This window comes from Sphingobium sp. WR1 (assembly GCF_059693745.1).
The window spans coordinates 93,850-112,084 of sequence record NZ_JCATID010000009.1; the positions used below are offsets into that span (position 1 = coordinate 93,850).

The 18,235-nt window shown below is 64.5% G+C and carries 22 protein-coding genes; 7 read left to right on the top strand and 15 right to left on the bottom strand.

Annotated elements, in window-relative coordinates; all coding sequences use genetic code 11:
- The first annotated feature begins 20 nt into the window (after positions 1-20).
- Positions 21-650 (top strand): class I SAM-dependent methyltransferase, encoded by a 630-nt coding sequence (locus tag AC58EF_RS12745; protein WP_497276682.1) that lies wholly within the window; start codon positions 21-23, stop codon positions 648-650.
- A gap of 51 nt (positions 651-701) precedes the next feature.
- Here the strand turns inward: AC58EF_RS12745 and AC58EF_RS12750 are convergent, their stop codons facing one another.
- On the bottom strand, positions 702-1,289 hold the full coding sequence (locus tag AC58EF_RS12750; protein WP_497276684.1) for an RcnB family protein: 588 nt from the start codon (positions 1,287-1,289) through the stop codon (positions 702-704).
- A gap of 127 nt (positions 1,290-1,416) precedes the next feature.
- On the opposite strand from AC58EF_RS12750, the gene AC58EF_RS12755 reads away from it, so the two are divergent.
- The gene (locus AC58EF_RS12755) at positions 1,417-2,349 is read left to right on the top strand and encodes an ABC transporter ATP-binding protein (RefSeq protein WP_497276686.1); all 933 of its coding nucleotides are present in this window, start codon (positions 1,417-1,419) and stop codon (positions 2,347-2,349) included.
- A complete protein-coding gene (locus AC58EF_RS12760) occupies positions 2,346-3,116 on the top strand; it encodes an ABC transporter permease (protein ID WP_497276688.1) in 771 nt (256 codons plus the stop codon). Before AC58EF_RS12755 ends, AC58EF_RS12760 begins: the two co-directional genes overlap by 4 nt.
- Before the next feature lie 102 nt (positions 3,117-3,218).
- Here the strand turns inward: AC58EF_RS12760 and AC58EF_RS12765 are convergent, their stop codons facing one another.
- From AC58EF_RS12765 to AC58EF_RS12785, 5 genes are all read right to left on the bottom strand, one after another.
- Positions 3,219-3,539: a WYL domain-containing protein gene (locus AC58EF_RS12765; RefSeq protein ID WP_497276689.1), complete on the bottom strand. Its 321-nt coding sequence runs from the start codon at positions 3,537-3,539 to the stop codon at positions 3,219-3,221.
- Positions 3,540-3,630: 91 nt separating this feature from the next.
- Positions 3,631-4,941, bottom strand: coding sequence for an MATE family efflux transporter (locus AC58EF_RS12770; protein ID WP_497276775.1), 1,311 nt, complete (start codon positions 4,939-4,941; stop codon positions 3,631-3,633).
- A gap of 161 nt (positions 4,942-5,102) precedes the next feature.
- Positions 5,103-6,038 carry a DUF808 domain-containing protein gene (locus AC58EF_RS12775; protein ID WP_497276690.1) on the bottom strand — a complete coding sequence of 312 codons (936 nt, stop codon included), beginning with the start codon at positions 6,036-6,038 and terminating at the stop codon, positions 5,103-5,105.
- 101 nt (positions 6,039-6,139) lie between these two features.
- The gene (locus AC58EF_RS12780; protein WP_497276691.1) at positions 6,140-6,373 is read right to left on the bottom strand and encodes a hypothetical protein; all 234 of its coding nucleotides are present in this window, start codon (positions 6,371-6,373) and stop codon (positions 6,140-6,142) included.
- Positions 6,370-6,702, bottom strand: coding sequence for a hypothetical protein (locus AC58EF_RS12785; protein ID WP_497276692.1), 333 nt, complete (start codon positions 6,700-6,702; stop codon positions 6,370-6,372). The genes AC58EF_RS12780 and AC58EF_RS12785 overlap by 4 nt, the downstream gene beginning before the upstream one ends.
- A 117-nt stretch (positions 6,703-6,819) precedes the next feature.
- Between AC58EF_RS12785 and AC58EF_RS12790 the strand changes: the two genes are divergently transcribed.
- The gene (locus AC58EF_RS12790; RefSeq protein ID WP_497276693.1) at positions 6,820-7,125 is read left to right on the top strand and encodes a plasmid stabilization protein; all 306 of its coding nucleotides are present in this window, start codon (positions 6,820-6,822) and stop codon (positions 7,123-7,125) included.
- A gap of 351 nt (positions 7,126-7,476) precedes the next feature.
- Entirely contained in the window at positions 7,477-8,070 is a 594-nt protein-coding gene (locus AC58EF_RS12795; RefSeq protein WP_497276695.1) for a hypothetical protein, read from the top strand.
- 194 nt (positions 8,071-8,264) lie between these two features.
- On the opposite strand, the gene rplI is transcribed toward AC58EF_RS12795, so the two are convergent.
- Genes rplI through rpsF form a run of 3 tightly spaced genes read right to left on the bottom strand, consistent with a single transcriptional unit; the run spans position 8,265 to position 9,532 of the window.
- Positions 8,265-8,861: a 50S ribosomal protein L9 gene (gene rplI / locus AC58EF_RS12800; protein WP_497276696.1), complete on the bottom strand. Its 597-nt coding sequence runs from the start codon at positions 8,859-8,861 to the stop codon at positions 8,265-8,267.
- 13 nt (positions 8,862-8,874) lie between these two features.
- Positions 8,875-9,099: a 30S ribosomal protein S18 gene (rpsR, locus tag AC58EF_RS12805; RefSeq protein WP_004212076.1), complete on the bottom strand. Its 225-nt coding sequence runs from the start codon at positions 9,097-9,099 to the stop codon at positions 8,875-8,877.
- Between the two features lie 13 nt (positions 9,100-9,112).
- Positions 9,113-9,532, bottom strand: a complete 420-nt coding sequence (gene rpsF, locus AC58EF_RS12810; RefSeq protein ID WP_497276699.1) for a 30S ribosomal protein S6 — start codon at positions 9,530-9,532, stop codon at positions 9,113-9,115.
- A 275-nt stretch (positions 9,533-9,807) separates the two neighbouring features.
- Between rpsF and AC58EF_RS12815 the strand changes: the two genes are divergently transcribed.
- A complete protein-coding gene (locus AC58EF_RS12815; protein ID WP_497276700.1) occupies positions 9,808-11,208 on the top strand; it encodes a GntP family permease in 1,401 nt (466 codons plus the stop codon).
- Between the two features lie 53 nt (positions 11,209-11,261).
- On the opposite strand, the gene AC58EF_RS12820 is transcribed toward AC58EF_RS12815, so the two are convergent.
- The 6 genes from AC58EF_RS12820 to AC58EF_RS12845 all read right to left on the bottom strand — a co-directional run bounded on the left by AC58EF_RS12820 (position 11,262) and on the right by AC58EF_RS12845 (position 17,137).
- Complete coding sequence (locus AC58EF_RS12820; RefSeq protein ID WP_497276701.1) at positions 11,262-11,645, bottom strand: RcnB family protein; 384 nt, start codon at positions 11,643-11,645, stop codon at positions 11,262-11,264.
- A gap of 293 nt (positions 11,646-11,938) precedes the next feature.
- Positions 11,939-12,106, bottom strand: coding sequence for a hypothetical protein (locus AC58EF_RS12825; protein WP_497276703.1), 168 nt, complete (start codon positions 12,104-12,106; stop codon positions 11,939-11,941).
- 121 nt (positions 12,107-12,227) lie between these two features.
- A complete protein-coding gene (locus AC58EF_RS12830; protein ID WP_497276705.1) occupies positions 12,228-13,433 on the bottom strand; it encodes an ABC transporter permease in 1,206 nt (401 codons plus the stop codon).
- On the bottom strand, positions 13,433-14,134 hold the full coding sequence (locus AC58EF_RS12835) for an ABC transporter ATP-binding protein (RefSeq protein ID WP_497276706.1): 702 nt from the start codon (positions 14,132-14,134) through the stop codon (positions 13,433-13,435). Before AC58EF_RS12835 ends, AC58EF_RS12830 begins: the two co-directional genes overlap by 1 nt.
- A 5-nt stretch (positions 14,135-14,139) precedes the next feature.
- Positions 14,140-15,675: an efflux RND transporter periplasmic adaptor subunit gene (locus AC58EF_RS12840; RefSeq protein WP_497276707.1), complete on the bottom strand. Its 1,536-nt coding sequence runs from the start codon at positions 15,673-15,675 to the stop codon at positions 14,140-14,142.
- Complete coding sequence (locus AC58EF_RS12845; protein WP_497276708.1) at positions 15,665-17,137, bottom strand: efflux transporter outer membrane subunit; 1,473 nt, start codon at positions 17,135-17,137, stop codon at positions 15,665-15,667. Before AC58EF_RS12845 ends, AC58EF_RS12840 begins: the two co-directional genes overlap by 11 nt.
- 159 nt (positions 17,138-17,296) lie before the next feature.
- On the opposite strand from AC58EF_RS12845, the gene fabD reads away from it, so the two are divergent.
- Complete coding sequence (gene fabD / locus AC58EF_RS12850) at positions 17,297-18,232, top strand: ACP S-malonyltransferase (protein WP_497276709.1); 936 nt, start codon at positions 17,297-17,299, stop codon at positions 18,230-18,232.
- Positions 18,233-18,235 lie beyond the last annotated feature (3 nt).

The following is an 18,235-nucleotide window of genomic DNA, read 5'->3' on the forward strand; positions in this document are numbered from 1 at the left end:
AGAGCGGTCGCATTTCGCCCATGCAGCATAAGCCCAAGCGCAGCCGGGCAATCGCCCTGCCCAGCGGTGAATTTCGCGCGCGGGCAACGGAATATCTGGATTTTCTCGCCGCCTGGGTGAAGAAGCCGCGCCAGACCGCCTCGGTCGTGCCGTCGAGCCGCTATCTCGCGCGGCTGATGGTGGCGCAGATCGATCCGCAGGACGGCCGCGTGCTGGAACTGGGCGGGGGGACCGGCGTCTTCACCCGCGCCATCCTGGAAACCGGCCTGCCGCCCGAAAAGCTGGAAGTGGTGGAGATCAACCCCGCCTTCGCGCGCGGCCTTCGTCGCCATTTCCCTCATGTCTCGGTGCTGGAAACCCCGGCGCAGATCGTGTCGACCGCGACGGCTGGCGAGCCGGGCGACTATCAGACGGTGGTGAGCGGCCTGCCGCTGCTGGCGATGGACCGGCGGATGCATGTCGACATCCTGTCCGAAGCCTTCCGCATGTTGAAGCCGGGTGGCAGCTTCGTGCAATTCACTTATTCCATGCGCCCGCCGGTCAATCGCGAACTGCTGGATGCGTTGGACCTGGACGTCGTGCGCGCCGGCCAGACGGTGCGCAACTTCCCGCCGGCGACGGTCTTCCGCTTCTTTCGCCGGGGCGAATAGCACGAACAGGAAAAAGGGGCGCGCGTCGGACGACGCGGCCCCTTTCGTTTGTCAGTAGAAGGCGCCGTAGATCACATCGACGATCTTGCGCGTGCGGGTGCGGACGAGCAGCAGGTCGGGGCCATAGCGCACCCAGCGATAGCCATAGGGCGGCGCGCCGACGCCCAGATAGCTGTAATCATTGTAATAATAGCGCGACGACAGGAAGATCGTCGGCAGCAGCAGGCCAATGGTCCAGCGGCGATAGCGATATCCGTGCGGATATTGGAAGCCGGGCCGGTGGATCGGTTTGAAATGTGGCGGGCGGCCCGCGCCGGGACGATGCGGCGGCAGCGGCTTCACCGGGCGCGATGGTTGCGGTTTGCCGGGACGTGGCGGCTGGATGGCGGGGCCGCCCGTACCGGGGCGTGGCGGCTGGATGGAGGGGCCACCTGGACGGACGGGCTGCACGGCAGGACCGCCGGGGCGGGGTGGTTGCGGTCGGGGCGGTTGAGGTCGAGATGGATTCGGACGGGACGGCGGGGCAGGGCGCGTCGTCGGTTGGGACGGCCTTTGCAACCGATCCTGCTGTTGCTGGGCCAGAGCGATGTCGGGGGTGACGACGAGCGCGATCGAGAGAAACAGGACTGCCTTTTTCATGGGCCTTCTCCGCTTATGGGAAGCGGACGCTATGCCGATCATGTCGCTGGCGCAATGTTTTAGAGGCGGTTGCATCATGGCGTTGCGGCCCTATCTTCTCGGCTAAGCGAAAGGGGCAGAGCCATCCATGGCATCCATCATTGAAATCAAGGGCCTGACGAAACGCTATGCGTCGGGTTTCGAGGCGCTGAAGGGCGTCGACCTCACGATCGAGGAAGGCGAAATCTTCGCGCTGCTAGGGCCGAACGGCGCGGGCAAGACGACGATGATTTCCATCATCTGCGGTATTGCGCGCGCGAGCGGCGGCAGCGTGGTCGTGGCCGGGCATGACATCGTACGCGACTATCGCGGCGCGCGCACGGCGATCGGGCTGGTGCCGCAGGAACTGAGCACCGACCAGTTCGAGCGGGTCATCGACACCGTGACCTTCAGCCGCGGCCTGTTCGGCAAGCCGCGTGACGACGCCCATGTCGAAAGGATATTGCGCGACCTGTCGCTGTGGGACAAGCGCAACAACAAGATCCTCGAACTGTCGGGCGGCATGAAGCGGCGCGTGATGATCGCCAAGGCGCTGAGCCACGAACCGCGCGTGCTGTTTCTGGACGAACCGACCGCGGGCGTCGACGTCGAACTGCGCCGCGATATGTGGAAGCTGATCGGCGAACTGCGCCAGACCGGCGTCACCATCATCCTGACCACCCATTATATCGAGGAGGCTGAGGAAATGGCCGACCGTGTGGGCGTCATCAACAAGGGCGAACTGATGCTGGTCGAGGAAAAGACCGCCCTCATGAAGAAGCTGGGCAAGAAGACGCTGACGGTGGTGCTGGCCGACCCGATCGCGGCGCTGCCGACGGAACTGGCCCAATGGGACGTGACGCTGGGCGACGACGGCCATGAGATCGACTATATTTTCGATACCCAGGCGGAGCGGACCGGCGTGTCCTCGTTGCTGCGCCAACTGGGCGACCTCGGCATCGCCTATAAGGATCTGAACACGAAACAGAGCAGCCTGGAGGATATTTTCGTGGAGCTGGTCCATCAGGAGAAGGCCGCATGAGTCTCCAGAATCTGCGCGCCATTGCGTCCATCTACAAGTTCGAACTGCATCGCTTCCGCCGCACCCTGCTGACGGGGCTGCTGGTGCCGGTCATCACCACATCGCTCTATTTCGTGGTGTTCGGCGGCGCGATCGGCTCGCGCATGACGGAGGTGGATGGCATCCCCTATGCCGCCTTCATCGTGCCGGGCCTCATCATGATGTCGATGTTCACCGAAAGCATCTTCAACGCCAGCTTCGGCATCTACATGCCCAAATTCACCGGCACCATCTACGAACTGCTGTCGGCGCCGGTGTCGGCCACCGAGACAATCATCGCCTATGTCGGTGCGGCGGCGACCAAGTCGCTGATCGTGGGCAGCATCATCTTCCTGACCGCCCATCTGTTCGTCGCCGTGCCGGTGGCGCATCCCTTCGCCATGGTCGGCTTCATGGTGCTGATCGCGGTCAGCTTCTGCCTGTTCGGTTTCATCCTCGGCATCTGGGCGCAGAGTTTCGAGCAGTTGCAGGTCATCCCGCTGCTGCTGATCATGCCGATGACCTTTCTGGGCGGCGCTTTCTATTCGGTCCATATGCTGGCCGAGCCGTGGCGGACCATCACCCTGTTCAACCCGATCGTCTATCTGATCTCGGGTTTTCGCTGGACCTTCTTCGGCCGGGGTGATGTGGGGATCGAGTTCAGCCTGCTGTTCGTGGCGGGGATGCTGACGGTCTGCATCGCGATCATCGGCTGGATGTTCCGCACGGGATACAGGCTGAAGAAATGAGGCGGGCGGAGTTGGGGCGATGTCCCCAACCGCCCTTGGCTGTCAGCGTGTCGTGAAGCGGCTATTATTTCCCGACTGTGTTCGAAACGAACGGGTAGCGGATCAGGCGGCCTGGCTTTCGGGCGTCACGGCGAACAGCGTCACGTCCTTATATTTGTCGTCGCCGTCATTGTAGAGGCCGTACATTGCTTCGAACGTCTCGTCCAAGACCTGAAGGTCGGACAGGCCCGTCAGCTTGAAGGTGCCGAGCTTCAGCTCGCGCGGGGGGCGGCCGTCGCGGTCCGTTGTCACCGCGTCGATATACATCTCGTCATGGCGCGTGTAGAGAATGTGCGGCGCCAGGGTGACGACCATTTTGTTATAGGTCACCTTCAGGCACTTCTGGAGCGCGATCGCTTCAAAAATCTCGGTCGGGGCTTGCATGATCGGTTTTCCCTGACCGATTTTCGTGATTCTTTCAATTGCTTTGTGCGCCGCACCATATCCTTCCCGTGCAATCGACGGGACGAAGCGTTCAGGCGGGCAGCAGCCCCAGCCGCGCGCGCAGGCTCCAACGGGTGATGAGCAGCAGCGCCACCGCGCCCAAGCCGCTGGCCAGCCCCAGCCAGATGCCGACCCCCTCCATATGCAGGGGGAAGGCGAGCAAAGTGCCGACGCCGATGCCCACCACCCAATAGCCGATCAGCGCGAAGATCATCGGCACCTTGGTGTCCTGCACCCCGCGCAGCACGCCCGCGCCCACCGCCTGCGCCGCGTCGACCAGCTGGAACAGGGCAGCAACCGCAAGGAAGCTGACGGCGAGGCTGGCGGTGCGGGCATTGGCCGGGTCGGACAGGTCGAGAAAGGCAGAGACCAGCGTGCGCGGCATCAGGATCAGCAGCGCGGCGGCGCAAAAGGCGAAGCCGGTGCCGATCAGCAGCGCCAGCCAGCCGGCGCGGCCGATGCCGGCATGGTCCTTGCGGCCATAGGCCATGCCGACGCGCACGGTGGCCGCCTGACCGATGCCCATCGGCACCATGAAAACCAGAGCGGCGATCTGGATCGCGACGGCATGGGCGGCAAGCGAATCGCGGCCGATCAACCCCATCAGGAAGGCCGAGGCGTTGAACACGGTCGTTTCGAACCCCAGCGTGATCGCGATGGGCAGGCCCAGCGCCCAGACCTGCCGGTGCCGTTCGCGGTCGCGGGTCCAGAAGCGGCCCATCAGCCTGTAGCGGCGGAAACGCCGGTCGATCAGGATGACGATGAGCAGTCCGAGGAACAGGAAGCTGGAGGAGAGGCTGCTGGCGAGGCCCGCCCCGAACAGCCCGAGCGCCGGGAAGCCGAGATGGCCGAAGATCAGCGCCCAGCCCATCAGCACGTTCAAAGGGATGGCCGCGAGCATGATGACCAGGCCCCAGATCGGCCGTTCCAGCGCGGCGATGAAGTTGCGCAGCGTGGTGAAGCAGAGAAAGGGCAGCAACGCCCATTGCAGCCCGCGCATCAACTGGCCGGCTTCATGGGCGAGGTCCGCCTGCTGCCCCATGGCGAGCAGGATCGTCTCGCATTCCCACAGGATCGCCCAGGCGGGCAGGACGAAGAAGACGGCGGCGCGCAAGGTCTGGTGGACGGTGCGGCGCACGTCACGCACGCTATGCCGGCGGCGTCCCCGTTCGCTGGCGATCAGCGGCGAGGCGGCGGTGACGAGGCCCATGCCGAAGATCAGCAGCGCATGGAACAGGTTGATGGCAAGCGCGCCGGCCGCGACGCTCTCCGCGCCCCGGCGGCCGAGCAGCAGCAGATCGGTGGCGGCGATCGCCGACCAGGCGATATTGCCTGCGATCATCGGCAGCGCCAGCGCGATCAGCGCACCAGCCTCGATGCGCCAGGGGGAGGGATGAGTCACGTCAATCTATCCGGTAAGCTGTCAAATATGATCCGTTCGCCCTGTTCAAACGAGCCACTTGTCTCGTTTGAATGTCGAAGGGCGGAACGGCTGGATGGAGGTCAATGCTTTTTGGATGGGAACAGATGCAGCACCCCGACAATGATCCCGCCGACCACCAGCCCGACGATCGCGCCGCCGATGGCGTTGACCAGCCAGTCGAGAAAGCCGCCGATCGCGGGCACGGCATGGGCGGCGTCTTCCGCGACATGGTGGATCGCGCCGGGGATCAGATCCAGGTGGAACTCATGCAGCCCATGGACGATCAGGCCGCCGCCCACCCACAGCATGGCGGCCGTGCCGACCACCGACAGGATCGACATCAGGATCGGCATCGCCTTTACCAGAGCGTGGCCGAGCGCTTGCGTGCCGTTGGACTCGCGCTTGGCGAGGTGCAGGCCGATATCGTCCATCTTCACGATCAGGCCGACAACGCCATAGACGCCGGCGGTGATCAGGATGGCGACGACCACCAATATGATGGCCTGTTCCCACACCGGCTCGGTCGCGACCGTGCCCAGCGCGATCGCCATGATCTCGCCCGACAGGATGAAGTCGGTGCGGATCGCGCCCGACACCTTCTGGTTCTCAAGTTCGGCCGAACTATGGGTCTCCAGCGCTTCTTCCGCCACGTCATGGCCGCCCTGGAGCGCCTCCAGCAGCTTTTCGACCGCCTCGAAACAGAGAAAGGCGCCGCCCAGCATCAGCAGCGGCGGCAACAGCCAGGGCGCGAAGGCGCTCATCAGCAGCGCGGCGGGCAGCAGGAAAAGCAGCTTGTTGCGCAGCGATCCCTTGGCGATCTTCCAGATGATGGGCAGTTCGCGGTCGGGGGTCAGGCCCATCACATATTTGGGGGTGACGGCGGCGTCGTCGATCACCACGCCCGCGGCCTTCGACCCGGCCTTGCCGGCGGCCGCCGCGACATCGTCCAGCGAGGTCGCGGTCAGCTTGGCAATGCCCGCTACATCGTCGAGCAGCGCGATCAGACCCGAAGGCATATCAATCTTTCCCCTGTTACGGACGAAAACGCCCTTGCGTCAGCCTCATAGAGGGCGCGCATCAGAGGAGCAATGGACTGTGTCGGTTCGGGAATAGAGGCTCAGAAGTTTCCGGGCGGGTCGCTGGCCGGGAAGCTTTCGTCCGATTGCTCATCGACCTTGTCCCAATCATGGGGCGCGATGCCATGTTGCGGTCCGGCGTCGCGGACGACGCCCGATGATCCGACCGGCCCGCGATCGTCCGGCTCCCGGCCATCGCCCATCCACTCACGCCAGCCCTTGAACGCAATCGCGCCAAGGCCGGTGACGATGGCCAGTTTCAACAGCCCCTTCATGCTTGCTTCTCCTGCCCGGGATGAAGATGAACCCAATCGGCGTGATCGCCCCGCACGGTGTCGGGCGTCAGGCGAATCTCGCCTTCCTCATCTGATCCTAACGGGGCATCGTCATCCGCGGCAAGCGGTCCGACGCTCCAGCGCTCGCGCAGCGCCGCATCGATCATCTCGCGCCAGATATCCGGGTCGCCCACCGCGCGCATGGCGACGTCCGGCTCCTTGATCAGGGCCAGGATGCTGGCGGCATCCTCCACCCGGACGGGCCAATTTTCCGGTTCCGCCGCGGCGAGATGACGGGCCAGCCTTTCGATCAGGGAACGGTCTTCCATGAAGGGCGAACGCGCATCGACGTTGCCCGTTCCGCTCCGTCGTGACGATATCGCATCCATATGAACCGCCGCGCGCGCGGCGTGTTGAGGAGGGGCGGGGATGTAAGGAGACGAGCCATGCCCCAGGGCGACAAGAGCAGCTATACCGACAAGCAGAAGCGCAAGGCGCAGCATATCGAGGAAGGCTATGAGGATCGCGGCGTCGGCCACAAGGAGGCGGAACGCCGCGCCTGGGCGACGGTGAACCGGGAATCGGGCGGCGGCAACAAGTCCGGCTCGGGTCGCGGCAAGCCCGACACCCATGTCTCGTCGCGCAAGGGTGGGCGCAAGGGCGGCGCGGCCTCCGCACGGCGTTCGGCAGCCGATCGTTCCGCCGCAGCGAAGAAGGGCTGGGAAACGCGACGGAAGCGCGCCCGTGATTGAAGGCGCTTTCGGAGCGATTTCGGCCACTCCAAGCAGGGTTACGCCGATCGCATCTTTTCCGTTTGCGACCGCGCTATCCTGAAAAAATTCTTCGCAGGTGCGATAGTGAAAATCGCGCTAAAAATGCCACGGTCAAGAGAAAAATAATGGCATTTTTAGGGCAAAATGTTAACCTTTCCTCAGCGGGGATGTATCGACTCTGCGAGGTCCACCATGAGAAAATTGTCAATGGCGGCTAAGGTCGCCTGCTGCCTTGTCGTGCTTGTTTCAGGTCCGACAACGGCGCTAGCCGAAACGACGTGCTGGCAAGCACAGGAAATGGAGGCGGCAAGGGTAAGAGAACTTCAGACCATGCTTATGCTGCAATCTCTGAAATGCCGGTCAAGCAATGGTCATATTTACGATAGATATAATGAATTCTCAGAGAAAAAACATCATATGATCGCAAACTATGACAACATATTGAAGATGCGCTATATGCGGGAATTAGGTATCGATAACGGCCATAAGGCCTATCAGGACTTTTCCACAAAATTGGCCAATAGCCATGCCGCTCTGCGACAGTCTCCAGGGTCTTGCGACATGGCCGATGCGCTGCTGACATTGGCGATCAACGCCAGTGATGCGGAATTGCCGACGCTTGCGCGCAGTTTTTCCGAACGTCCGGTGGGTGTTGGGGATGAATGCGCCATGGTTGCCCCCGTGGTAACAGCCGAAGTGGTCAAGGCCGTACCTGATGGCCAGCCTCCCACCGTGGCTGTCGCCGCCGCCAGCCCCGCGCAGGCCGCTCCGCCTGCCGCGTCCGCTTCGCCCGCTGCCGCGCTCGAAGCTGCCGCGATCGCTCTGCAATCGGCCGCTGCCAGCCTGAAGGCGCAATCCGCGCCCGATCCGGTCAAGCCCGCCGCCGCACCCGCAACGGGGGAAGCGGCGTCACCGGTGACTTGAGCGTCAGAACCTGTGCGACGCCATTGGGGAGCGCCGCACGGGGTTTCGTGGATGATGGCCGCCCGTCGATGAAGGGATGGCGAAAAGGCGCAGGCCGGGAACCGCGGCATCCTCCCCAAAAAAACCGCATCCAATAGGCAACAAAAAAGCCGCCCGGTGAGGGGCGGCTTTCTCATTTGATCCTGTCGGAAGGCTCAGGCTTCTTCGGCCGGGGCTTCTTCGGCTTCCGCGGCGATTTCGCCGGGTTCCGCGTTGGGATCATAATCTTCGGTGAAGCCGGCTTCGTCCTTTTCGAACAGGTCGGCCATCACGTCGACGCCCTGCGCTTGCAGGTCGGCTTCTTCCGGCGAGCGGGCGACGTTCACCGTGATGGTGACGGCCACTTCGGGGTGCAGCGCGACCTTGACGTCGAAGACGCCCAGGGTCTTGATCGGGCGTTCAAGCACGACCATCGCCTTGGTGACGTTGGTGACGCCTTCGGCGTGCAGCGCTTCCACGACGTCACGGACGGCGACCGAACCATAAAGGTGGCCGGCGTTGGACGACTGGCGGATCAGGACGATCTGCTTGCCGTTGACGCCTTCGGCAGCCTTTTCGGCGTCCGAACGGCGAGCGGCGTTGTCGGCCTCGATCTTCGCGCGGTTGGCTTCGAAGACCTTCTTGTTGGCGGCGTTCGAACGCAGCGCCTTCTTGTTGGGCAGCAGGAAGTTGCGGGCATAGCCGTCCTTCACGGTGACGACGTCGCCGATGGCGCCCAGCTTCTCGATGCGTTCGAGGAGAATGATTTCCATGGGTCTTTCTCCCTTACTTCACGATGTAGGGCAGCAGGCCCAGGTGACGGGCGCGCTTGATGGCCTGGGCCAGCTCGCGCTGCTTCTTGGCGGACACAGCCGTAATGCGGCTGGGGACGATCTTGCCGCGCTCGGACACGAAGCCCTGGAGCAGACGGACGTCCTTATAATCGATCTTCGGCGCATCCTTGGCGGCGAAGGGGCAGCTCTTGCGGCGGCGGAAAAACGGGCGTGCCATGGTTCAGATCTCCTTATTCGCCAGCAGCGTCTTCGCGCTCGCGGCGCGGGCCACGATCACCACGGTCGCCGCGATCACCACGCGGGCCACGATCGCCACGGTCCGAACGCTCCTGCTTGCGCATCATGACCGACGGGCCACCTTCCAGCGCATCGACCTTGACGGTCATGTAGCGGATGATGTCTTCGTTGATCTGGGTCTGGCGCTCCAGTTCCGCGACGACGCCGGCGGGGGCGTCGATGTTCAGCATCACATAGTGCGCCTTACGGTTCTTGGCGATCTTGTAGGCGAGCGAACGCAGGCCCCAGGTCTCGACCTTCGTGACCTTGCCTTCGTTTTCCTCGACGATCTTGGTGGCGGTTTCCGCCAGAGCGTCCACCTGCGCCTGTGCCAGATCCTGGCGCGCAAGGAACACATGCTCGTAAAGAGCCATGGGTAAGCCTCATCTCTTGGCCGATCGCTGACGCCCACCCCATGTGGAACGCCCCTCCGGCTGTCGTCTTCATGCTTCGCAAGGCCCCCGAGTCACCTCGGGGCCGATGCGAAGGCGCGCCTATGACGGAAAAGCGGTGCAAAGGCAAGGGTGCATTGTCGCGCCATGTACGTGCAATGAAGCCGTGCGGCCTGAGCTTGTCGAAGGCCTGCTTTTCTTCTTAATGCGCGTCTGGGCAGAAGAAGAGAACGGCCGAACGGAGTTGGAAGCGGAACATGGCAGTCGGAATTGCGGCTTTATCTCTGATATTGCTGATGATCGCGGCCTATCGCGGGATGAGCGTCATCGTGATGGCGCCGCTGCTGGCGATGCTGGCGGTGTTCCTGACCGATCCGGCCGCCGTCCCCGCCGCCTTTTCCGGCCTGTTCATGGAGAGGGTGGCGAGTTTCCTGAAGCTCTATTTCCCTGTCTTCCTGCTCGGCGCGCTGTTCGGCAAGCTGGTGGAGATATCGGGTTTCTCCCGCGCCATCGTGACGGCGGTGATCGGCGTGGTGGGCGCGGCGCGCGCCATTCCCGCGATCATGATTGTGACCGCGCTGCTGACCTATGGCGGCGTGTCGGTGTTCGTCGCGGTCTTCGCTGTCTATCCCTTCGCCGCCGAAATGTTTCGCCGCGCCGACATTCCCAAGCGGCTGGTGCCCGCGACCATCGGTCTGGGCGCCATCACCTTCACCATGGACGCGCTGCCCGGCACGCCTCAGATCCAGAACATCATCCCGACCAGCTTCTTCGGCACCACCGCCTGGGCCGCGCCAGTGCTGGGGACGATCGGGTCGGTCTGCATTGCGGCGATGGGGCTTGGCTATCTGGCGTGGCGCCGACGCCGGCTGATGGCCGCGGGGGAGGGCTATGGCGCGCCGGACACGCTGGTGAACGAACCGGAGCCGGTCGAGGAAGGCGTGGATGTCCATCCGCTGATCGCGCTGCTGCCGCTGCTGGTGGTGGGGATTGGCAATCTGCTGCTGACGCTGGCCATCCCGCGCTGGGTGGGCGGGGAGGCGGTGACGCTCTCGCTGCCCGGCATGGCCGAACCGGTCGCGGTCAAGGTGGCGCAGGTATCGGCGCTCTGGGCGGTGGAAGGTGCGCTGCTGCTGGGGATCGGCACGATCCTGCTCTTCGCTTTCCCGACCGTGGCGAAGCGTTTCGCAGACGGATCGAGGGCGGCGGTCGGCGGGGCGCTGCTCGCGGGCATGAATACGGCGGTCGAATATGGCTTTGGCGCGGTGATCGCGGCGCTGCCGGGCTTTCTGCTGGTCAAGGAGGCGCTGCGAGCCATTCCCAATCCGCTGGTCAATGAAGCGATCACCGTGACCTCGCTCGCCGGCATTACCGGATCGGCATCGGGCGGGCTGTCGATCGCGCTGGCGGCGATGGCGGAGCAGTTTGCGGCGGCGGGCGACGCCGCGGGCATCCCGCGCGAAGTGTTGCACCGGGTCGCGTCCATGGCGTCGGGGGGCATGGACAGCCTGCCGCACAATGGCGCGGTCATCACCCTGCTCGCGGTGACGGGCCTGACCCATCGGCAGGCCTATAAGGACATATTCGCCCTCACCCTGATCAAGACGCTGACCGTCTTCGTGGTGATCGCGGTCTATTATCTGACCGGGCTGGTCTGAACGCGCAAATGCCCCGGAGGAATCTCCGAGGCATTTTCCTGGGTTTTCAGTCCTCAGCGGATCGCGCCGCCGACCACGGCGCCGATGAGGCCGCTGGTGATCGCGATCAGCACCGCGTCATTGCCCGAGCGGACCCAATGATAGCCGCGCGGCGGGGCGGACAGACGATAGTCGCGATAATTGCTCACGACCCGATAGTTGGTGGCATAGCGGCGGTCGAAACGCTGCCCCTTGGCCCAGCGGCGCGGCGTGGCCTTGCGCACGACGGTCTGCTTCTTCACGACGGTGCGGCCGTTGGGCTTTTCCTTGATGACCGTGCGGCTGACTTCCTGGCGATGCTGGCCGCCATGATAGGGGGCAGCCTGCGCCTGCGCGGCGACGATGGGGCTGGCGACCAGGGTGGTGGTGGCCAGGGCCATGATGATCTTCCTGAACATAGAATGCTCCTTTATCGTGTGTCCGGGCGCCGTTCCGTGGCGTCGAAGACAGAGATAGGCGGCACTTGTCGCAAGCCTGTGCCGGGGAGCGGGGAAGATTGTCGGAAATTGTATCAGAATGTGATTTAATCTGAACAATTGTTCAGAAAGGAACGAATTTAAGCAAGTGTGCGCGGAGACGCGGAGAATAAAGAACGGCAAAGTTCGAGAACTGGTTGTGTCCCCCGCGCCTCAGCGTGAGTCAAAAAAACCCCGCAGTGGTTGCTGCGAGGCTATTGTCTGAGAGCGGGCGCTCAGTTGGGCAGGGGTGTCGCCGTCACCACCATGCGCTGGAGCAGGATGGGCCGGTCCTTGCCCTCGACGATCGGTGCGGGTTGCCGGCCAGGCGCGGCCGTCATAGCGGAAAGGCTCGCGCCCAGGATCAGCGCGCTGCTGGCGATGCTGAGGGCGATGGTCTTCATGGGATGGTCCTTCCGCGCCGCCGGGTTGGCGGCACGAAGGGGGTTTTAGGGTTCGGATGTCGCAGGACTGTGCCAACCGACATCCGCCTTTGTCGGAAATTGTATCAGACGACGAATCCGATCATTCGTGCCGCAGCGCGTCGATCGGATTGAGGCTTGCCGCCCGCCGCGCCGGGAAATAGCCGAACACGACCCCGATCGCCGCCGAAAAGAGGAAGGCGATCATGTTCACCTTCACGTCGAAGATAAAGGGCACCTGCATCAGCGGAGCGATCACGATCGACGCGACCAGCGCCAGCAGCAGGCCGATCAGGCCACCCAGGCAGGACAGCACGATCGCTTCCACCAGAAACTGCATCAGCACTTCGCGCGCGACCGCGCCGATGGCGAGGCGGATGCCGATCTCCCGCGTGCGCTCCGTCACTGACACCAGCATGATGTTCATGATGCCGATGCCGCCGACCAGCAGCGAGATCGCCGCCACCGCGCCCACGATCTGCGTCAATATGGTGGTGGTGCCGGTCAGCGTGTCGCTGATCTGCTTGGTGTCGAAGACGTTGAAATTATCCTGGTCGCCCGGCTTGATCTTGCGCCGCTCGCGCATCAGCTCCTCCAGGCTGTTCTGGACGGTCGCGCTGTCATAGGCATCGTCCACCGCGACCATGATCTGGCTGATGTCGCGATCGCCGGTGAAGCGGCGCTGGACGAATTTGATCGGCATGACGACGATATCATCCTGGTCGCCGAACCCGCCCTGTCCCCGCGTCGCCAGCACGCCCACGACCTGGCAGGACACGCCCTTGATCCGCATCCGCCGACCCACCGGCTCGGCGCCCTGGAACAGGTTGGTGCGCACCGTATTGCCGATGATGCAGACGGATTTGCCTGCTTCCTCCTCGTCGGGCAGGAACAGGCGGCCGTCCTGCACCTTCCACTGCTGCACCTCGGAATAGGCAGAGGTGGTGCCATAGACGGTGGTCGACCAGTTATTGCCTTCATAGATGGCGGTGCCGCTCGACTGCACGACTGGCGCCACGGCGCGCACGCCGGTTAGCTGATTTTCGATGGCGGTGAGGTCGGCGGGCTTGAAGTCGGGCGGGCGCGGGCCGCCGCCGCCGCGGCCGAAACCCTGGCCGGGGCGCAGCTGGAGCACATTGGCGCCCAGCGAACTGATCTGTTCGCGCACCGCGGCGGTGGCGCCATTGCCCAGCGTGACCATGGTCACGACTGCCGCCACGCCGATGATGATGCCCAGCGTCGTCAGGAAACTGCGCAGCTTGTGCCGGTTGATAGCGCGAAAGGCGAGAATGATGGTCGTGCCTAGCATTACCCCTTCACCCCTTCCTCGACCCGTTCGACATGGCCGTCCTTGAAATGGACGATGGTGCGGGCGAAGGCGGCCATGTCGGGTTCGTGCGTGACCATCAGCACCGTGATGCCGCTGTTGCGGTTGAGATCGGTCAGCAACTCCATGATCTCCACCGACCGTTCCGAATCGAGATTGCCGGTCGGCTCGTCCGCCAGCAGCACGTCGGGGCGGGTGACGATGGCGCGAGCGATGGCGACGCGCTGTTGCTGGCCGCCCGACAGTTCGGCGGGCGTATGGTCCCACCAGTCCTTCAGCCCCACCTTGTCGAGCGCGGCCATGCCGGCATCGTAGCGCGCCTTCTTTTCATCGCCGCGATAGAGCAGGGGCAGTTCGACATTCTCCAGCGCGGTGGTGCGCGACAGCAGGTTGAAGCCCTGGAACACGAAGCCGAGATAGCGGCGGCGCAGCAGCGCGCGCTGGTCGCGGTCCAGCCGCTCGACATGGCGGCCCTTGAACAGGAATTCCCCGCTCGAAGGCACGTCGAGGCAGCCCAATATGTTCATCGTGGTCGACTTGCCCGACCCCGAAGGCCCCATGACGGCGACGAAATCCCCTTGGGCTATGTCCAGGTCGATGCCCTTCAGCGCCTGAAAGGCGGTCGGCCCCTCGCCATAGATTTTGGTCACGCCGCGCAGGGAAATGATCGGATCGGCGATCATGTGTGTCAGGTTCCGCTCTGGCGGCCGTTGCCGCGCGTCTGGGCCGGGCGGGACCGGCCGTCGACCGGCTCGACCGGAGCCGTCTCCGGCGCGGCGTCACCCGAATTTCCGAGCTTCCCGACGGTGGCGGGGGTGCCGTCCGCCGACGGATTGCGCTGGCGGTCGCGCGCGCTCTGGTCCCTTTTCGCGTCGCCATTCTGGTCCTCCGCCGGCGCTTGCTGCCCCTTGGCCAACTGGCCGGTGATGACGCGCATCCCCGCCTTCAGGTCGCCGCCGGTGATGACGGTGCGCGACCCGTCGCTGGCGCCCACTATGACCTGCATGGCCTTGGGATTGCCGTCCTCGCCCACGACATAGACGGTCTGGCTGCTCCCGGCGCCGAAACTGACCTGACGGTTGCCGCCGCCGCGCCGCATCCGGCCGGGACCGGGCAGGACGCTGGTGATGCCGCCGCCCTGCGCCTGGGTGCTGGGCTTGAAGCGCAGCGCGCTGTTGGGGACGAGCAGCACGTCATGCAGTTCCTGTGTCACGATGTCCGCCGTGGCGGTCATGCCGGGGCGCAGCGTCTCATCCTTGTTGTCCACCGACAGCACCGCCGTATAGGCGACCACCGTGCCGGTGGTGCTGGTCGTTGTCGTGGTGGACGAGGATGAGGAACTGCTGCTCGATGCGTTCGACCCGACATTGACCCGCGTGACCTTTGCCGGGAAGGTGCGGCCGGGAAAGGCGTCGACCGCGAAATTGGCGGTCTGGCCTTCCTTCACCTGACCGACATCGGCTTCATCGACCGATACTTCCACTTCCATCTGCGTCAGGTCTTCAGCCAGGGTGAAAAGCACCGGCGCGTTGAGCGACGCCGCGACCGTCTGGCCCGGCTCGATGTCGCGCGACAGGACGACGCCGTTCACCGGGGACACGATCTGCGCGATCGACAGGTTGGTTTGCGCCGTCGAAAGCTGCGCGCGCGACACATTCACCTGCGCCTGCGCCGACCGCAAATTGGCGAGTGCGCTCTGATAGTCAGCGCGGGCCGAATCCAGTTCGGTCTTGGCCGGCACGCGGCCGCCCGACAGCTTGAACACATTTTCCTGCCGGTCGAGAGTCGCCTTCGCCAGTGCGACCTGCGCCTGCGCCTGCGCGACGCTGGCCTGGCTGGACGCCACCTGCGCCTGGTTCTGGTTCACCGTGTCGACCAGACGGCGGGTGTCCAGTTCGGCGAGCTTCTGCCCCTTGGTCACGCGGTCGTTCACGTCGACATAGACGGCGGTGATCTTGCCCGACTGTTCGGACCCGACATCAACCTGGTTGATCGGCTTCAGATTGCCGGTCGCCGACACGCTGACCGTCAGATCGCCCTGCCGCACCTCGCGGGTCGCATAATTGGGCTTGTCGTCGCCCGAAAAGCAGCGGGCGACGAGCAATATCAGGATCAGCAGGCCGACGCCGATGCCGCCCCTGATCGCCCATTTGCGCCACGGCTTCTGCGGCCTGGCGCCCAGGAAATCGTCCAGATCATTGTCTGTGGTCACATCATTGCTCATCGGGCCGGTTGTCCATGCTCTGCCAGCCGCCGCCCAGCGCATTGTAAAGCTGGGCGATGGCCAGAACCTCGTCGGATTGCGCCGAAGCGAGGCTGTTGCGGGCGTTCAGGAGGGTGGTTTCGCTGGTCGACAGTGTCTGGAAATCGGTAAGGCCCGCTTGATACTGACTGCGCGCCAGGATCGCGGCGTTGTTTGATGCCTCATAGGCGGTGGCGAATTCGGCCTTGCGCCGGCGCGCGCTGTCGAGCGACGCCATGGCGTTCTCGACATCCTCCAGCGCGGTCAGCACGCTCTGTTTATAGGCGGCGAAGGCGGCGTCGGTCGCCGCCTTCTGCGAGCGCAGCTGCGAGGCGAGGCGGCCTCCGTCGAAGATCGTCTGCGCGACATTGGCGAAGACGCCGCCGGTGATCAGGCTGAACAGGTCGCTGAAGGCGTTGGAGGTCGTGCCGATATTGCCGCTGATCCCCAGCGAGGGATAGAGTTGCGCCTGCGCCACGCCGATCCGCGCGGTGGCGGCGGCCAGTGCCCGTTCGGCGCTGCGCACGTCGGGCCGCTGGCGCAGCGTGTCGGCGGGAATGCCGGTCGCGATCTGCGTCGCGGTGGTCGGAATGGGGGCCGGCGTCTCCAGCGCGCGGGTCGCCTCGCCCGGCGCCTGTCCGGTCAGCACGGCGATGCGATTCAGGCTACCGCGCAGGTTCGCTTCCAGTTGCGGGATGGAAGCGTTGGTCTGGGCAAGCTGCGCCTTGGCTTGCTGCTCGTCCAGCGAGGAAACGAGGCCCGCCTGCAAGCGCCAGCCGGCGATATTGTAATTGTCCTGCTGCACCTTCTGCGTCTCGCGGGCGACGCGCAACTGCTCCTGCGCCAGCCGCGCCTGGACATAGTTGGTGACGAGTTCGGAAATGATCGTCATCCGCACATTGGCGAGATCATAGCCCGACGCGGCGAGATCGGCGCGCGCCGCTTCGGCCGAACGCGACAGTTCGCCGAACAGGTCGATCTGCCAGCTCGCATTGGCGCCCAGCGAATAAGTGCTCGACCAGTTGCTCGCGCCGGTGCTGATGACGTTGCCGCTGTCGTCGACGCGGGTGCCGCCGGCCTGGTTGCGGTAATTCTTGCCGCCGCTGGCGGAGCCGCTCACCTGCGGCAGGAAGCTCGCATTGGCCTGGCGCAGGCTTTCGCGCGCCTGCCGCAACCGCGCCTGCGCCTGCACTATGTCCAGATTGTTGGCGATTGCGCTGTCGATCAGTCCGCTGAGCGCCGGATCGTTGAGGCGCGTCCACCATTGCGCAAGCGCGGCGTCGTCCAGCGCCATGCTGTTGCCCTGGCTATAGGTGGCGGGCACGCCCAGGGCGGCCGTCTGCGGGGCGCGATAATCGGGGCCGGTGGCGCAGGCGGACAGGGCCAGGGCCGTCCCGCCGATCCATGCAAAGCGATATCGCACCTTTTCCTTGCACTCCGTCATCGTTAAAGGGGCCGCCACGGCCATCCCGGGACGGGGAGGCAGACGTCCATGCCCTGACTGCCGCAGGGATGTGTACGTCTCAATGACATTTATGTCTCAAAGTGTAACACTTTTGGATTTCAGCGCTTTTCGGCAGGCGCTTGAGCTTGGAGTTGGATGATGCGGGCATTTCTCTTTCCGGGGCAGGGTAGCCAGTCGGTAGGCATGGGTAAGGCGCTGGCCGACGCCAGCCCGGCGGCGAAGGAACTGTTTCAGGAGGTCGACCACGCCCTGTCGCAGCATTTGTTCCGGATCATGGTGGAGGGGCCGGAGAGCGACCTGACCCTGACCGAGAACGCCCAGCCCGCGATCATGGCCAACGCCATCGCCACGCTGCGCGTGATGCAGCGGGAAGGCGGCTTCAGCCTGGCCGACAAGGGCGACTATGTCGCCGGTCACTCGCTCGGCGAATATAGCGCCCTTTGCGCGGTCGAGGCGTTCGACATCGGCACCACGTCGCGCCTGCTGAAGCTGCGTGGCCAGGCGATGCAGGCCGCCGTGCCGGTGGGTGAGGGCGCGATGGCCGCGCTGCTGGGCGCGGACATCGAAAAGGCGCAGGCTTTGGCCGATGCTGCTGCGGAAGGCGAAATCTGCACCGTCGCCAACGACAATGATCCTACGCAGGTCGTGATTTCCGGCCATCGCGGTGCGATCGAGCGTGCGGTGGCGTTGGTCAAGGACCATGGCATCAAGCGCGGCGTGCTGCTGCCCGTGTCGGCGCCTTTCCATTGCCCGTTGATGCAGCCCGCGGCCGAAGCGATGGAAGCGGCGCTGGCCGGGGCGACCATCGTCGCGCCGCTGTTGCCGGTTTACGCCAATGTCCTCGCAGCGCCGATCGCCGACCCCGAAGAGATCAAGGCGCGCCTGGTCGAGCAGGTGACGGGCCGCGTCCGCTGGCGCGAATCCGTCGCGGCGATGTGGGATGCGGGCGTTACCGAGTTCGTGGAACTGGGCGGTAAGGTGCTCGGCCCGATGGTCAAGCGCATCGCCCCCGACGCCACCGTGCGCAGCATCGTGACGATGGACGATATCGAGGCCGCGCTGGCTTCGTTCTGACAG

What these genes read in the sequence shown, in the direction of transcription:
- AC58EF_RS12845 (WP_497276708.1), bottom strand. Translation starts at nt 17,137, where the DNA reads ATGACGGAGTGCAAGGAAAAGGTGCGATATCGCTTTGCATGGATCGGC.
- AC58EF_RS12755 (WP_497276686.1), top strand. Translation starts at nt 1,417, where the DNA reads ATGGCATCCATCATTGAAATCAAGGGCCTGACGAAACGCTATGCGTCG.
- AC58EF_RS12785 (WP_497276692.1), bottom strand. Translation starts at nt 6,702, where the DNA reads ATGGAAGACCGTTCCCTGATCGAAAGGCTGGCCCGTCATCTCGCCGCG.
- AC58EF_RS12840 (WP_497276707.1), bottom strand. Translation starts at nt 15,675, where the DNA reads ATGAGCAATGATGTGACCACAGACAATGATCTGGACGATTTCCTGGGC.
- AC58EF_RS12815 (WP_497276700.1), top strand. Translation starts at nt 9,808, where the DNA reads ATGGCAGTCGGAATTGCGGCTTTATCTCTGATATTGCTGATGATCGCG.
- AC58EF_RS12775 (WP_497276690.1), bottom strand. Translation starts at nt 6,038, where the DNA reads ATGCCTTCGGGTCTGATCGCGCTGCTCGACGATGTAGCGGGCATTGCC.
- AC58EF_RS12750 (WP_497276684.1), bottom strand. Translation starts at nt 1,289, where the DNA reads ATGAAAAAGGCAGTCCTGTTTCTCTCGATCGCGCTCGTCGTCACCCCC.
- AC58EF_RS12825 (WP_497276703.1), bottom strand. Translation starts at nt 12,106, where the DNA reads ATGAAGACCATCGCCCTCAGCATCGCCAGCAGCGCGCTGATCCTGGGC.
- AC58EF_RS12790 (WP_497276693.1), top strand. Translation starts at nt 6,820, where the DNA reads ATGCCCCAGGGCGACAAGAGCAGCTATACCGACAAGCAGAAGCGCAAG.
- rplI (WP_497276696.1), bottom strand. Translation starts at nt 8,861, where the DNA reads ATGGAAATCATTCTCCTCGAACGCATCGAGAAGCTGGGCGCCATCGGC.
- AC58EF_RS12830 (WP_497276705.1), bottom strand. Translation starts at nt 13,433, where the DNA reads ATGCTAGGCACGACCATCATTCTCGCCTTTCGCGCTATCAACCGGCAC.
- AC58EF_RS12820 (WP_497276701.1), bottom strand. Translation starts at nt 11,645, where the DNA reads ATGTTCAGGAAGATCATCATGGCCCTGGCCACCACCACCCTGGTCGCC.
- AC58EF_RS12795 (WP_497276695.1), top strand. Translation starts at nt 7,477, where the DNA reads ATGCTTATGCTGCAATCTCTGAAATGCCGGTCAAGCAATGGTCATATT.
- AC58EF_RS12770 (WP_497276775.1), bottom strand. Translation starts at nt 4,941, where the DNA reads ATGATCGCAGGCAATATCGCCTGGTCGGCGATCGCCGCCACCGATCTG.
- AC58EF_RS12760 (WP_497276688.1), top strand. Translation starts at nt 2,346, where the DNA reads ATGAGTCTCCAGAATCTGCGCGCCATTGCGTCCATCTACAAGTTCGAA.
- AC58EF_RS12780 (WP_497276691.1), bottom strand. Translation starts at nt 6,373, where the DNA reads ATGAAGGGGCTGTTGAAACTGGCCATCGTCACCGGCCTTGGCGCGATT.
- fabD (WP_497276709.1), top strand. Translation starts at nt 17,297, where the DNA reads ATGCGGGCATTTCTCTTTCCGGGGCAGGGTAGCCAGTCGGTAGGCATG.
- rpsR (WP_004212076.1), bottom strand. Translation starts at nt 9,099, where the DNA reads ATGGCACGCCCGTTTTTCCGCCGCCGCAAGAGCTGCCCCTTCGCCGCC.
- AC58EF_RS12745 (WP_497276682.1), top strand. Translation starts at nt 21, where the DNA reads ATGCAGCATAAGCCCAAGCGCAGCCGGGCAATCGCCCTGCCCAGCGGT.
- AC58EF_RS12835 (WP_497276706.1), bottom strand. Translation starts at nt 14,134, where the DNA reads ATGATCGCCGATCCGATCATTTCCCTGCGCGGCGTGACCAAAATCTAT.
- rpsF (WP_497276699.1), bottom strand. Translation starts at nt 9,532, where the DNA reads ATGGCTCTTTACGAGCATGTGTTCCTTGCGCGCCAGGATCTGGCACAG.
- AC58EF_RS12765 (WP_497276689.1), bottom strand. Translation starts at nt 3,539, where the DNA reads ATGCAAGCCCCGACCGAGATTTTTGAAGCGATCGCGCTCCAGAAGTGC.